Source organism: Rhodococcus sp. KBW08 (assembly GCF_003852455.1).
Taxonomy (GTDB): Bacteria; Actinomycetota; Actinomycetes; order Mycobacteriales; family Mycobacteriaceae; genus Rhodococcus_F; species Rhodococcus_F baikonurensis.
Map to the genome: position 1 here is coordinate 1 of NZ_QAJJ01000036.1, position 14,293 is coordinate 14,293.

8 protein-coding genes are annotated in these 14,293 nt (G+C 63.4%); 3 read left to right on the forward strand and 5 right to left on the reverse strand.

The window, feature by feature from the left end; all coding sequences use genetic code 11:
• Positions 1-157: 157 nt before the first annotated feature.
• On the forward strand, positions 158-568 hold the full coding sequence (locus tag DBV08_RS30670) for a VOC family protein (protein ID WP_003945103.1): 411 nt from the start codon (positions 158-160) through the stop codon (positions 566-568).
• Between the two features lie 71 nt (positions 569-639).
• Here the strand turns inward: DBV08_RS30670 and DBV08_RS30675 are convergent, their stop codons facing one another.
• The gene (locus tag DBV08_RS30675; RefSeq protein WP_003945115.1) at positions 640-1,614 is read right to left on the reverse strand and encodes a sigma-70 family RNA polymerase sigma factor; all 975 of its coding nucleotides are present in this window, start codon (positions 1,612-1,614) and stop codon (positions 640-642) included.
• A 53-nt stretch (positions 1,615-1,667) separates the two neighbouring features.
• The gene (locus DBV08_RS30680; protein ID WP_124569881.1) at positions 1,668-2,399 is read right to left on the reverse strand and encodes a GNAT family N-acetyltransferase; all 732 of its coding nucleotides are present in this window, start codon (positions 2,397-2,399) and stop codon (positions 1,668-1,670) included.
• A gap of 216 nt (positions 2,400-2,615) precedes the next feature.
• Between DBV08_RS30680 and DBV08_RS30685 the strand changes: the two genes are divergently transcribed.
• Both DBV08_RS30685 and DBV08_RS30690 read left to right on the forward strand, forming a co-directional pair.
• Positions 2,616-3,386: a hypothetical protein gene (locus DBV08_RS30685; protein WP_260395820.1), complete on the forward strand. Its 771-nt coding sequence runs from the start codon at positions 2,616-2,618 to the stop codon at positions 3,384-3,386.
• Between the two features lie 508 nt (positions 3,387-3,894).
• Positions 3,895-9,378, forward strand: a complete 5,484-nt coding sequence (locus DBV08_RS30690) for a carboxyl transferase domain-containing protein (protein WP_095972849.1) — start codon at positions 3,895-3,897, stop codon at positions 9,376-9,378.
• A gap of 68 nt (positions 9,379-9,446) precedes the next feature.
• On the opposite strand, the gene DBV08_RS30695 is transcribed toward DBV08_RS30690, so the two are convergent.
• From DBV08_RS30695 to DBV08_RS30705, 3 genes are read right to left on the reverse strand one after another with little or no spacing between them, the layout of a single operon-like run.
• On the reverse strand, positions 9,447-9,728 hold the full coding sequence (locus DBV08_RS30695; RefSeq protein ID WP_095972850.1) for a hypothetical protein: 282 nt from the start codon (positions 9,726-9,728) through the stop codon (positions 9,447-9,449).
• Between the two features lie 11 nt (positions 9,729-9,739).
• Positions 9,740-13,843, reverse strand: a complete 4,104-nt coding sequence (locus DBV08_RS30700) for a cation-translocating P-type ATPase (RefSeq protein WP_124569883.1) — start codon at positions 13,841-13,843, stop codon at positions 9,740-9,742.
• Positions 13,843-14,268 (reverse strand): hypothetical protein, encoded by a 426-nt coding sequence (locus DBV08_RS30705; RefSeq protein WP_124569884.1) that lies wholly within the window; start codon positions 14,266-14,268, stop codon positions 13,843-13,845. Before DBV08_RS30705 ends, DBV08_RS30700 begins: the two co-directional genes overlap by 1 nt.
• Positions 14,269-14,293: the final 25 nt, after the last annotated feature.

Below are 14,293 nucleotides of genomic sequence, written 5' to 3' on the forward strand. Positions count from 1 at the left end.
TCGCCAGGTCAGAGCACTGACGCGGGTTAACAGCCGATACTTTTCTCGAATTTTTGCTTCTCGCGATGACTTTCTGCGCCCACTGCGGTCTGTATGAGCAGGAACCAACAGGAACCGAAGCGTTCAGTAATCAGTCAACCGACTTCAAGGAGCACCCATGTCTCGTCTTCTCTTCGTCAACATGCCGGTCAAGGACGTCGCCGCTACCCGGGCATTCTTCAGCGGGCTCGGCTTCGAGTTCAACGACATGTTCAGTGACGAGAACACCGTCTCGATGATCGTCAGTGATTCCGCCACCGTCATGTTCCTGAACGAACCGCGATTCGGGGACTTCATCGCCGACGACATCTGTGACACGTCGAAAGCTCGTGAAGCACTGATGTGTGTGTCGGCCGACAGCAGAGAGGAAGTCGACACTTTCGTCGATGCGGCGATTGCTGCCGGCGGTAGCAAGTGGATGGAGCCCCAGGATCACGGCTTCATGTACGGACGCGCATTCCGCGACCTCGACAATCACGTCTGGGAGGTCATGTGGATGGACCCGGCTGCGACTGTTCCTCAGCAGTAACGCAGAGCAACAGCCGTAACGAGTAGCTGCGCGGGTCCTCCGTACCGGAGGGCTCGCGCAACTCCCTGCCCCTACAGCTCTGCAGGCAATCCGAACCGCGCGAACAGACTCAGATCGAAGAAACACGTCACGTGCGAGATCCCGGACTCGGTGACATCTAGAACGTGCAACTGGAAAGCACGGTGAACCCCATCGGGCTCGCGCATGTAGAGGCCGAACGCCGGCTGGCCGTTGGCGGCGGTCGGAAGTAGACGCATCGCTCCTGGTCCGTCGGCCGGGCATTTGGTTCCGATGAGCTGCCCGATTGCCTCGGGTCCCTGGTACCAACCCTCGAACGGAGGCATCTCCCAGATGGCTTCACGCGTGAACAGCTCAACGATGGCCTCGACGTCGTAGCTCTCGAAGCTGTGCACGTAGTCGCGAAGCAACTTCCGGGCAGCCTCGGTAGTGGGTTCCACGAGATCGTCCTCAGTGGGCCCGATGTGATTGATCTGCGCGCGAGCCCGCTGCAGCAGGCTGTTGACCGCAGTGGTTGTGGTGTCGAGGGCCTCCGCAACTTCCGATGCCTTCCACTGCAGAACGTCGCGCAGGACGAGAACCGCACGTTGGCGCGCGGACAAGTGCTGCAAAGCGGCAACAAGCGCGAGCCTGACCGAATCGCGATTGACGACCATTACGGCGGGATCATTGACGTCGCCCAACGCAGAATCCGCGATTGGTTCCAACCAGGCAATCTCGTTGCGCTCGATCAAATCGTCGGCCGGGTCCGAACTAGGTGCGCCGAGGCCGGTCGGGAGTGGACGCCTCGATCTCCCCTCCAGCGCGGTCAGGCAGGTATTCGTCGCGATGCGGTAGAGCCAGGTCCTGAGCGACGACTGGCCCTTGTAGCCGTCGAACCCGCGCCAAGCCCGGATGAACGTCTCCTGGACCTGGTCTTCGGCGTCGTGAATCGACCCCATCATGCGATAGCAGTGCGCCAGCAACTCGCGGCGGTACGGATCGGCAAGAGTGAGGAAATCACTGTCCAACGCCTGATCGACTGTCATTTGTTCAGACTAGTGGCCGAGAGCCCGAAACACAGGCGTCGGCGAGAATTTGATCAGGCAGGCGCCTGCACCGCAGTCAACCTGGATCTCTTCCGGAGAACGAACCCCAGTGATTCGTAGAGTCTGATCGCATTCGTATTCGATTGCACTGCATGGAGAAACGGCAGCTCGCCGCGCTCGCGAATCCCGGCAGCGACGGCACGGATCAGCGTCGTACCCAGGCCTCGACCCCGGAAGTCGCTGTCAGTGCACACCGCACTGATTTCCGTCCATCCCGGAGGGTGCAGCCGCTCCCCCGCCATGGCAACAAGTCTTCCGTCGACGCGAATGCCGTAGTAGCTGCCCATCTCGACGGTACGAGGAAGAAACGGTCCGGGCTTGGTGCGCTCGATCAATGCCAGAATTTCGGGAACGTCACCCGTTCCGAGAAGTTCGACCGACGGATCAACGGAGACTTCGAGTGCGGACCCGTCCATCTGGACCGAGCCGAACTGATCCACAACGCGCCACCCTTCCGGCGGGTGATGATCAAATCCTCGTAAACCTACTGTGCCGCCTGGACCTACGAGTGTGAGTAGGTTCTCCCAGTCTTCGGCGTCCAACTCGGGCGGATGACCGACAAACGGAGCGACTGTCGGGTCGTATCGCGCAACTCTCCCTGCCCAGCGAGCGAATTGCGCATGATGTCCGCGAAGTCCTTGTCGCACAGGGTCGTCCAGTGGATGAGTATCGACATCCGTGTCAACCGTCTCGACAAACGACGCCAGGGTCGCCTCCGTGGTCATCGAACCTCTTCCTACCCATGTCTGCCAGTGATGGAAGCGAACGAAACTCCCCGTCCACCTCGATCACAACGCTAAGAACACTTGCTGTCGTAGTCTCCGGATAGAATCAAGATGATTCTGACCTCGGCCCGTATTTCCGGCGTCAATCAGGACTCGATTGCAGATCCGCACCAGGACATTCGTCGCGACGCCTCACCAACCGGAAGGCTATTTGGCATGAGCAACTCCGACCCGATCAGATCTGCATTCGAACAGTTACCCCTGAAGGAGATGGACGCTGCGACGCTGGTCTTCGCCATCGAGAGCGCCGTCGACGAGCTGGCGATCCCGGGTGAAACCCTGCGGCTCGCCATGGAGGTCGCGACCCTCGCGCATCTCGATCAGCTCAGAAAGAACGGGATCAAATCCAACGAGGATCCCTACATCGTTCATCCCCTTCGAAATGTGTTGCGGCTGCTTCGGTACGGATGCTCCGACGTCGAGATCCTGAGCGCAACCGCACTTCACGACACGGTCGAGGACCGACCACACGCCGTCATCGCGCTCCTCGGTGGCCGGACTGCGGACGACATGTCCGCATCCGAGGCGCAAGAACGTGCGTCAACACTTATCGCCTCGCACTTCAGCCACAGAATCTCCGAACTTGTTGAGGCAGTGACCAATCCAATCGACTACCCGCACGACAACACCACCGGCTACCAGGATCACGTCATCCGCGCGATCGAGGATCCCGCGGTGTTCCTCGTGAAGTTCAGCGACTTCGTCGACAACGCGGGAAGCGTGAAGTACCTGAACGAGACCGACAGACTGAGACTGGTCACGAAATACGAACCCCTTGTGGAGCACTTCAAGCGGACTTCCCTTGCTCTCGGCAACGCATTGCAGCTCTCTTCCGGAGGACTCGACGCGATCGCACAGCACATCGCGACCATCGAAGGCGATTTCTCGAATACGGTCCGACAGGACGTAAAAAATACTCGCCAGTAGTACCGATCAGTAATAATCGAGCAATCGGGAGAATTCTCCGAATACGCGATTTTGTTACCAGTGGGTATTCACTTCCTTGCCAATTTCATTACCATCGTGATCCGTATCACAGAGCCCAATCCTATTGCGCCACAGTGATTTAACGCCATAGGTGTAACCGTGGTTCACGTTGACTAATATTCTTCAATTCGCCCAGGTGACATGAGCGTCGACATACTGCATTCTTAGATAAACCAGGGATTCCCTGGAAGCAGACACAATATGTTGCTGATTCGTGATTGGAGCGGTTCTGAGTCCACGCCTGCAGGGTGGCACACAAGGCACGCCGTGCCTGAGCGCAGGGGACTCTACGAACCGGATAGGCAATCACTTGCCGACGCGCAACCGGGGGAAACACAGCGCATCGCGGCGTAGTTCACGAACCAGGTAATCCGGGTATGTGGGACACGGTCGGCTCATATCGCAACGTACGTGACGAAGAATCTCATCAAGGACGGTGGCAGTGACAATGTTCAAACGAATCGCAGTGGTCAATCGAGGTGAGGCCGCGGTCCGGCTGATCAGGGCTGTACGCGAACTGAACGCCGAACACGACTACGGCATTCGCGTCATTGCACTGCACACAGAGGCCGAGCGCCGCGCCATGTTCGTCCGCCAGGCCGACGAGGGCGTGACCCTGCGCAGCACCGGCACCGGTAGCCCGTACCTCGACTACGCCGAACTCGAGCGAGCACTCCTCGCAGCCAAGGCCGACGCAGTCTGGGTCGGCTGGGGCTTCGTGGCCGAGGATCCCGCCTTCGCGGAGATCGTCGCGAAACTGGGCATCACGTTCATCGGCCCGAGCGCCGACGCGATGCGCCTGCTCGGCGACAAGGTTGCCGCCAAGATCCTGGCCGAGAAGGTCGGCGTACCTGTCGCCCCGTGGAGCGGCGGACCTGTCGAAACGCGCGCCGACGCTCGTCGTCATGCTCAGTCCATCGGATATCCCCTGATCATCAAGGCCCGAAGCGGCGGCGGCGGACGCGGTATCCGCAAGGTCTGGGCCGAAGACGAACTCGAAGTTGCACTCGAGCGCACGCAGGGCGAAGCAGAGCGGTCCTTCGGCGACCCCGTCGTCTTCCTCGAACGCCTCGTCACCGATGCACGCCACGTCGAGGTACAGGTCATCGCCGACAACCACGGCAATGTCTGGGCTCCGGGCGTTCGCGACTGCTCGATTCAGCGTCGCAACCAGAAGGTCATCGAAGAATCCGCCTCTCCCGTGCTGACCGAAGAACAGTCGGACCACCTCAAGAAGGTGTCCGCCGAACTGGTCAAGGCAGCCGGGTACCAGGGCGCAGGCACGGTCGAATACCTCTACCAGCCCGAGAACAAGCTGTTCACGTTCCTCGAGGTCAACACCCGTCTGCAGGTCGAGCACCCGATCACCGAGGTCACCACCGGAATCGACCTCGTCAAGCTGCAGATCCTCGTCGCCAGCGGTGACGAATTGGTCGGCGACTGCCCGCCCGCGTTCGGCCATGCCGTCGAGGCTCGTCTCAACGCGGAGGACGCCGACAACGATTTCGCGCCGGCGCCCGGCACCGTTCAGCTCCTGAAGTTTCCGCTCGGCTCGGGCATCCGCGTCGACACCGGCATCGCGGCGGGCGACGTCATTCCGCCCGACTACGACTCGATGGTCGCGAAGGTCATCGCGTGGGGCCGCAACCGCTCCGAGGCACTCGCGCGTCTGCGTACCGCCCTCCGTGAAACCACTGTCGTACTCGACGGCGGCACCACCACCAAGTCGTTCCTCCTCGATCTACTCGATCGCGACGAGGTCGTCTCGGCATCCGCGGACACCGGCTGGCTCGACCGCACGGGCGCTCTCACCGGCACCACTCGCCGCGCGGACGTCGCACTGATCGCCACCGCCATCGATGCTTACGACGCCGAGGAGTCCCTCGAGCGTGCAGCTTTCCTCGCCTCGGCACGCGGCGGCCGTCCCCGCGCCAATCACGCGATCGGCCGTACGGTCGAGCTCAACTATCAAGGTCAGGCATACAAACTGACCGTCGGGCGTATCGGCCCGCACCGCTACCGCGTCGACGGAGATGCCGGCGACATCGAGGTCGACGTCGATCGTCTCGGTGACTTCGAGTCGCGTCTGGTGATCGGTGATCGGCGCTTCCACGTCGTTTCCGTCGTGAGCCCGGCTCGCTATCTCGTCGAGGTCGACGGCATCAGCCACCAGATCAGCCAGGACGACGCCGGCGTGGTCCGTGCGCCCGCTCCCGCCGTCGTCGTCGCAGTACCGGTCGCGGTCGGCGACGACGTCGAAGCCGGCTCCACCCTGGTCGTGCTGGAATCCATGAAAATGGAGACTGCGGTTCGCGCTCCGTACGCGGGCAAAGTGCGTGAGGTCCTCGCTACCGTCAACTCCCAGGTCGATGCCGGCGCACCGCTCCTGCGCGTCGACCAGATCAGCGACGAAGCCGTCACCGAAAAGGCTCCGCGCGTCGAATTCGATCTTCCGGCAGCAACTTCCGGTTCCGACACCCGTGGCGACGCGCTGGCGCAGCTCGAAGCATTGACCGCGATGATCAGCGGCTACGACGTCAGCGGCAAGCACGCGAACGCAGTCCTCGCCGAGTACGACGCACTTCGTAGCGCGCTCGAGTCCGAGGACCGCGAACTGGTACAGGCCGAACTTGCAGTGCTGACCACCTTCGCCGACATCTGCGAGCTCTCGCGCAACAAGCCCACCTCGGGTGAGTCGGCGAAGGACGAATCCGTCCACAGCCCTCGCGAGCACTTCCACACCTTCCTGCACTCACTCGACTCCGAGCGCGAAGGTTTGCCGGCGTCGTTCCGCACGAGACTCGAACGGGCGCTTCGCCACTACGACGTCACCGATCTGGACGATCGCCAGGCCGTCGAGGAAGCGGTGTACCGACTCTTCCTGGCATTGCAGCGCATGGAAGCCCAGATCCCGGTCATTGCAGCACTTCTCGAAGGATGGCTGGTCGGCGACAAGGCCCCCGGTTGCTCGGCTCAGGAGCTCAACGAGGTCCTCGATCGACTCATCGTCGCGACGCAGGTCCGCTACCCCGTCATCGGCGACGTAGCCCGTAACCTTCGCTTCCGGTTCTTCGACGAGCCGCGCATCCGCAAGGTTCGCGAAGACGTCTACGACGGAGTACGCGGCAACCTCGCCTACCTCGAAGAACAGCCGGACGCTGCCGATTTCGACGAGCGGATCGCCAACCTCGTCGCCACTCCCGAGCCTCTCCTGGACCTGTTGGGTCGAAAGATCGGCCTCGGCAACCGCGATGGCGGCCCTCTGCTCGAGGTCATCACGCGTCGCTACTACAAGATTCACTCCTTCGAAGACGTCCGCGTTTTCGAGCACGTCGACCGCCGTTTCGTGACCGGCAACTTCGACCTCAAGGGTGACGGGCTGCATCTGGTCTCGACGGTGGCCGAATTCGACGCTCTCGGAACGGCTCTCGACGATGTCGCCACGATCGCGCAGGATGCTCCGTCGGGCCGCGGCCTGGTAGTCGACATCTACCTCGACTGGCCGAATCAGCCCGCTGACGGCGACGCTCTCGTCGAGACGCTGCGCACCGAACTCTCCCGCAACGAGGCGATCACCCGATCACGACGCGCGACGGTGATCATCTGCAACCCCAACGGGGATCCGGTCAGGTGGGTCACCTTCCGCCCGGTCGACGGCGAACTGGTCGAGGATCACATCATCCGCGACATGCACCCGCTCACGGGTCAGCGACTGGACATGTGGCGCCTGAAGAACTTCAACGGAAAGCGTCTGCCGGCTCCGGAGAACACCTACCTGTTCCACCTCTCCGCCAAGGAGAACCCGAAGGACGAGCGCCTGATCGCCCTCGCGGAAATCCGTGACGTGACACCGCAACTGGACGACGAAGGTCAGATGGTTGCACTCCCGGCCATCGAGCGCACGCTCGCTGCCTGCCTCGACGGCATCCGCCGTGCGCAGAGCCAGCGCGGCGACAAGCGTCGACTGGCAGCCAACCGCGTCGTGCTCTACGTGTGGCCGGTCGCAGACGTTCCCAGCGAACGCTTCTCCGTGATCGCTCAGAACGCAGCCCGACTGACCGTCGGCGCCGGGCTCGAAGAGATCACGCTCATCACCCGCTTGAAGGACCGAAAGGGTGGCGCCCCCAAGGAAGTTGCGCTGCGCTTCTCCTATCGCGCAGGTGCCGGTGTGGTCATCAACAAGACAAGCCCGCCCACCGAACCGCTGCTCCCCCTCGACGCCTACGCGCAGAAGGTCCAGAGTTCGCGGGCACGCGGCACCGTGTACCCGTACGAGCTGATTCCGCTCCTGACCGGTACCAAGGGCACTTTCGTCGAACACGACTTCGACGAAGCGGGCGTCCTCTCGCCCGTCGAGCGTCCGTACGGACTCAACAAGGCCGGCATCGTCGTCGGCCTCGTGAACACTCCGACGCCGCGTTATCCCGAGGGAATGACTCGTGTCGCGCTCTTCGGTGACCCCACCAAGGCGCTCGGTACCGTGGCCGAGGCCGAATGCTCACGCGTGGTCGCTGCCATCGACCTGGCCGAGAAGTTGAACGCTCCGGTCGAGTGGTTCGCACTGTCCTCGGGTGCCACCATCTCGATGGAGAGTGGCACCGAAAACATGGACTGGGTCTCCCGCGGCCTGCGCCGGATCATCACCTTCACCCAGAACGGCGGCGAGATCAACATCGTCGTCACGGGCATCAACGTCGGCGCTCAGCCCTACTGGAACGCCGAAGCCACCATGTTGATGCACACCAAGGGCATTCTGGTCATGACCCCGGACAGCGCGATGGTGCTGACCGGCAAGCAGTCTCTCGACTACTCCGGTGGTGTGTCGGCCGAGGACAACTTCGGTATCGGTGGTTACGACCGCGTCATGGGCCCCAACGGCCAGGCGCAGTACTGGGCCCCCGACCTCACTGCGGCGTGCGAGATCCTGTTCCGTCACTACGCACACTCGTATCTCGCTCCCGGCGAACGGTTCCCGCGTCGCGCAGCGACCACGGACCCCGTCGATCGTGACGTGCGCAGCTTCCCGCACACGCACCCGTCGAGCGACTTCGAGACGGTCGGCGACATCTTCTCCTCGGCGAAGAACCCGGATCGCAAGAAGCCCTTCGACATTCGCACCGTGATGCGGTCTGTGGTCGACCAGGACCACTCGGTTCTCGAGCGTTGGGCCGACATGGCCGGCGCCGACACCTCCGTCGTTCTGGACGCGCACCTCGCCGGACATCCGGTCACGGTGGTGGGCATCGAATCCCGCGCGATCCCGCGCAAGGGTCACTTCCCCGCGGACGGTCCCGACACCTGGACGTCGGGAACGCTGTTCCCGAACTCGTCGAAGAAGACTGCCCGCGCGATCAATGCTGCGAGCGGCAACCGTCCGATCGTGGTGCTGGCCAACCTCTCCGGCTTCGATGGTTCCCCGGAGTCGCTGCGTAACATCCAGCTCGAGTACGGCGCCGAAATCGGCCGCGCCATCGTCAACTTCGACGGACCGATCGTGTTCTGCGTCGTTTCCCGCTACCACGGCGGCGCGTTCGTCGTGTTCTCCGGTGCGCTCAACGACAACATGGAAGTTCTTGCTGTCGAAGGCTCGTTCGCCTCGGTACTCGGCGGCGCCCCCGCCGCCGCAGTGGTCTTCACCCGTGAGGTGAACACCCGCACCAACAACGATCCGAAGGTGCAGCAACTGGAGGCAGACTTGGCAGCAGCCAAGGACGACACGGAGAAAGCACATCTGCGCGTAGAACTGAACGCTCAGCGCATCGCCGTCCGCTCCGACAAGCTCGGCGAAGTGGCATCCGAATTCGAAGCGATCCACAACATCCAGCGGGCCCGAGAGGTCGGCTCGGTGGATGAGATCGTCCCTGCCGCAGAACTGCGTCCGCAGATCATCGCAGCAGTCGAACGCGGCATGAAGCGCGCACTCGCGCAGTAAGTTTCTCCGCACGTCGAGCGGCCCCGCGAATTGCGGGGTCGCTCGATTTGTATCCGGCAGCGCCGGCGTCAGACGCCCTCTAGCGCCTCTCCGATCTCTTCGAGGACATGATTGTGCTGCTCTGTTGCGAGCAGATGCCCCGCCGCGATGGTGACTGCCACGGGCCACTCGATGATCTCGAAGGCGACCATCAGTCCCATCACCGCAAAATAGGCGATCTGTTCAGGGGGCGGAACCGGAATGGAACCGACGATCGGTAGCTCCAACTCGAAGCTCCGAGCCGAACGGACGGATTCCACTACGGCGCGGTGATCGACGGGGTTCGTGCGGTCGACGGTGTTCTGGGACATGTCACGATTCCTCAGGATTCATCTCGGGTCGCCCGGGAGTTCGGCGACGTGTCACTTCCAGCAGCGACGCTCACAAGCGTGTCCGATTCGCCGGTTCCCGCTTCTTTGATTTCCGCTTCGCTGATTTCCACGCTGTCGCGAGCGCTGACTCCCCCGATTCGGGAGGTGTACGCCGTGCTGGTTCGCGTCGGGGTCTTGCGAATCGTCGACTGACCTTCCGCGTTTTCCTCAGGTCCGGCGATCCGCTCCAACACCCGCGGGGCGAGCGCCGCCAGCAGCGTCGCCGCCGACGCACAGCCCACTGCTTGGCCCCACGCGATCGGACCGAGCGGCGTACAACCGAGAAATTGGCTCACCACCGGTGTGCTGACGAGGGTGGCCAGCGCCGCAGCGGATCCGGCAACGGTGGCGACCACCAGCGGACTACGCGATTCGAGCAGCGTCTGCCCCAATTGAGCACCAACCAGGGCAACCAACGCCACCGTCGACGCTCGCCGCCTCCTGCCGCTCGTCCGGGCCAGAAGCCACGCAGCCATCGCACCGATTGCCGTGGCACAGCCGCGGACAGCGATTGTCTGCCACAACGCATGAGTGTCCATCTGTTCGGACTTGTCGGATCCGTTCTCGGACGGGGTGCTCACCGCGAGCGCAGCAGCAGGCAAGGCGTCGGTCATCAGATTGACCAGTAGCAACTGCCTTGCGTTGAGCGGTGATTCGCCGGACAACGCAGAACCGATCAAAGCAAACGCGACTTCACCAGCGTTGCCTCCTAGCAAAACCCCCACCGCCGATCTGACCCGCCGCCACAATTGACTGCCCTCGTCCAATGCGTCGGTCAATCCGCCGACGTGGCCGTCGAGGAGCACGATGTCTGCCGCGCCGCGCGCCGGATCGCTGTCGGTCGACGCCACCCCGATTCCCACGCTGGACACTCGGATCGCCGCAGCATCGTTCGCACCGTCACCGACCATGGCGCACACCCGCCCGTCGGTCTCCAACGCTTGCACGATCTCGATCTTCTGCTCGGGCGTCACGCGTGCGAAGACACTGCTGCCGCGGACCGCGTCCCGTCGTTCGGCGCGAGAGAAGTTTTCCCAGTCCGGACCGGTGACAACATCCTCGCGGGCGACGTCCAACCCCAGTTCGGCGGCGACCGCGGCCGCAGTGGTCGGATGATCGCCGGTCAGCACGCGTACGTGTTGCCCGTTGCCTTGAAGGTCTCGAACAAGTTGCGTCGATTCGGGTCTCAGCGTGTCCGAGAGTCCGAGAAGGCCGACCGCTTCCAATCCCTCGGAGCAACACCGTTCGAGAAACTCCGAGTCTTCGCCGGCGCGTCGCGCATCGTGTTCCGACAACTCTCGCTGGGCGACGGCAACCACCCGCAGTCCACGTCCGGCCATGCTCTGCACGTGCTTCGACGACACAGCATTCGGATCGAGTCCTGCTTCGGACACGAACTCCGGCGAACCTTTGAGTGCGATCCGCCTACCGAGCAAAGCTGCCGAGTACGGCCGCCCCGACCTGAACGGAACGAGATTGTCCGCCTCGACGTCACCGAACACCGAAGCATTGCCTAGAGCTTGCTCGGCTGCATCGACGACGGCGGCGTCCGTCGAATGAAATACCCGATCATCCCGGCGTCGCAGGGCACTGCGCGCCGCAACTTCCAAGATCTCACCTTCGTCCCAACCGTCGACGCGTTCGACCGCGGCCACGCGAAGCTTGTTCTCGCTGAGGGTTCCAGTCTTGTCGAAGCAGACCACGTCGACACGGCCGAGCGCTTCGATGGAACGTGGAGCACGAACCAGTACGCCTGCTGCAGTGAGCCTTCGAGCTGCTGCCTGCTGAGCCAGAGTGGCAACCAGAGGCAGCCCCTCCGGCACGGCAGCCACTGCCACGGCCACGCCGCCGGTGACTGCGCGGCGCAGACCGGTGCCACGAATCAGACCCGCCACTGTCACCAACGCTCCGCCGCCGATACTGGCCGGCAGGGTCGCCCTCGTGAGCTCGCGCAGTCTGTTGGACAGGCCAACGGCCGGCCCGGATCGGGACACGCCGGCATCAGCACGCCTGGTTACCGTTCGGGCTCCGGTGGCCGTGACCACGCCACGGCCGGAGCCGGCAAGCACTGTTGTCCCTGCATAGACCATGCACCTTCGCTCGGCCAGTGGCATCCCCGGGGTCGGGTCGGTCTGCTTGTCGACGGGCAGAGACTCCCCCGTCAACGACGACTCGTCGACTTCCAGCGATTCGGCGCTCAACAGACGACAATCGGCGGACACGATGTCCCCGGACTCGAGGGCCACGACGTCACCGAGTTCCAACGCGTCGGCCGCTGTCTCGACCGTGCCGGCGTTCGTCACGCGCCGAGCTACCGGCTCCTGAGTCCGCAACAGTCGCTGCACTGCCCGTTCCGAATGAAGTCGTTGAACAGCGGACATCGCGGCATTACCGACCAAGACCGAACCGACCAGGACGGCGTCTACCGGTGAACCGAGGACTGCACTGGCCGCAGAACCGGTGGCCAACACCGGCGTCAGTGGATCCGCCAATTCTGTTCGCAACGCCGACAATCCGGCACGGATCAACCCGAAGCGTGCGGGCGCCCGCACACGAGCGTCGGCGCGCTGCGGCGTATGCCGGACGGATTCGGAGAGTTCGCGAACGACAGAATCACCGTCCATCTCATGCCAGCTATCGCTCGGAGCACCGACAGGGTCGGGAGCCTGAATCACAGATCGGGACAGGGTGTATCCCGTCCACAGTCCCGCGGCCGAACCAGCCGTGACCGGCCCCGGCCCAACCCCTCGAACTCCCGGAAGCATAATCAAGGCACCCAATGCCGAAGAACCCGAAGATAGTTCGACCCCGCGCCTCGTCGCTGTCCGGGCGGCCCGGAACGCATGGACCACCCGCCACGCCCCGGCCAAGTCGGTGTGGATGTCAGCGCTCACGTGCTCGCCGCTCGGTGGCGCAATCCCGATACGCAGCACCGCCTGCCCCGCTATCGCCTTACTCGACACGACCGCAACTGTCCGGCCCTCGGCGACCAATGCCGAGAGAGCCTCGCGCAGGCCGGCTTCGGGAGTCGACCGCGCCGGATAGAGCTCGTCGAATCCACTTCGGAGTGATCCGAGCCCGTCGTCGTCGATCGTGACGGCTGCGACCCCGGCCGTGCGTATCTCGCCTATCAGTGTTTCCGCCAACTCTTTTCGCACCGGTCTCACGACGACGTCCGCGCCGCCGATGCGATGCCGTCCCGCCCCGACAGTTCCGTCGTTCAGAGCCTTCCTGGCTCGTGTCCACACCGCGACGCGATCGGACTCGGCCACCCCTCGTATGTCGGACACCCGGAGCGCGTCGTCGAAGAGGACCCTCGGATCAACGAGAACGGTGTCGACACGATCGAGCATGCGTAGCGCGGCAGGATCCGAAACGGCGACGTGGTGTGTCCGCCACAGACCGAATGACAAACCAGCAGCGAACGATTCGCGCGAGATCCGAAGTGGCCGCGGTGCCGAAACCTTGATGCTCGTCGCGACGGTGTCACCGCCGGCAGACACAGCCGCGAGTGCAGCCCCGGCGAGCAGCTGAACCCCAGCGATCCTGTCAGCGTAACGCTCCCCCGGACCACTCGGTTCATGCCTCACGGATGAATGGCGAACTCCGGGTTCGAGTGAGCACCCGCGCCGAGCGGTGCGCACTGCCAAAGTTTCGCGCAGCAGCATCGTCCGCAATCCGAAGTCCACGCCAAGCGATGCAGGCGCATAGGTCACAACATCCGCGAACGACGTCGCCGACTCCAACGCGAAGTCGGTGAGCGAACGGCCGAGGCTCTGTTCGATTCGCCGACGCACGCGGGGTTGATAATTGATCGCCGACGCCGCCGCCGAGACATAGGCGGAACCAGGCATTCGCGGGGCACGAAGGATCGATCCCGCTGCTGCCGGAATCATCCCGACGCCCGCCAGCGCAAGGGTGCCGGTCCGCAGCGCCACGTCACTGACAGCGGTACGCGGAATCGTCGAACCACCGACCAACGCGAGACCCGACAACGCCAGGCGCGGCGGCAAAGTTGCCACCGACACCGCTCGCCGGGCCATCGCTGTGAACATCAGTGAGTGGATCGCGTGTGCGAAGAACTGTGAGTTCGATCCTGTGACCGACTGGCCGGCTTGTGCGAGTTTCCGCTCGATTCCTTCTTCGCCGGTTCCGTCTTGCTCGCGCGGCCAACCGCCTTGACCTCACGATCGGGCCGACCGCTCTTACGATCCCATTCGTGAAGTACCAGGGCCGTGCCGCCGACTGCCACGACCACCGGCCATTCCACCAATCCCGCCGCACCGACGGCGGCCATCGTGAGAACGGCGGTCGGCATCGAGGAACTACCCGCACGAAGTCCGTCTCGGACGCCCTCCGCCGTTCCGCGTATCCCGCCTGTCACTCCACCGATCACTCCACCACCGACGGCACCGGCCACCGTCGTCGTTGCGTCTGCCAAACCACGAACCACGCGGGTGGCTTCGTCCACGATCATCATCGGACGCTCCTATCAGCAGTCCATC

Excerpts from the sequence above, each read along its gene's own strand:
- DBV08_RS30670 (WP_003945103.1), top strand. The coding sequence starts at position 158 with ATGTCTCGTCTTCTCTTCGTCAACATGCCGGTCAAGGACGTCGCCGCT.
- DBV08_RS30675 (WP_003945115.1), bottom strand. The coding sequence starts at position 1,614 with ATGACAGTCGATCAGGCGTTGGACAGTGATTTCCTCACTCTTGCCGAT.
- DBV08_RS30680 (WP_124569881.1), bottom strand. The coding sequence starts at position 2,399 with ATGACCACGGAGGCGACCCTGGCGTCGTTTGTCGAGACGGTTGACACG.
- DBV08_RS30685 (WP_260395820.1), top strand. The coding sequence starts at position 2,616 with ATGAGCAACTCCGACCCGATCAGATCTGCATTCGAACAGTTACCCCTG.
- DBV08_RS30690 (WP_095972849.1), top strand. The coding sequence starts at position 3,895 with ATGTTCAAACGAATCGCAGTGGTCAATCGAGGTGAGGCCGCGGTCCGG.
- DBV08_RS30695 (WP_095972850.1), bottom strand. The coding sequence starts at position 9,728 with ATGTCCCAGAACACCGTCGACCGCACGAACCCCGTCGATCACCGCGCC.
- DBV08_RS30700 (WP_124569883.1), bottom strand. The coding sequence starts at position 13,843 with ATGTTCACAGCGATGGCCCGGCGAGCGGTGTCGGTGGCAACTTTGCCG.
- DBV08_RS30705 (WP_124569884.1), bottom strand. The coding sequence starts at position 14,268 with ATGATGATCGTGGACGAAGCCACCCGCGTGGTTCGTGGTTTGGCAGAC.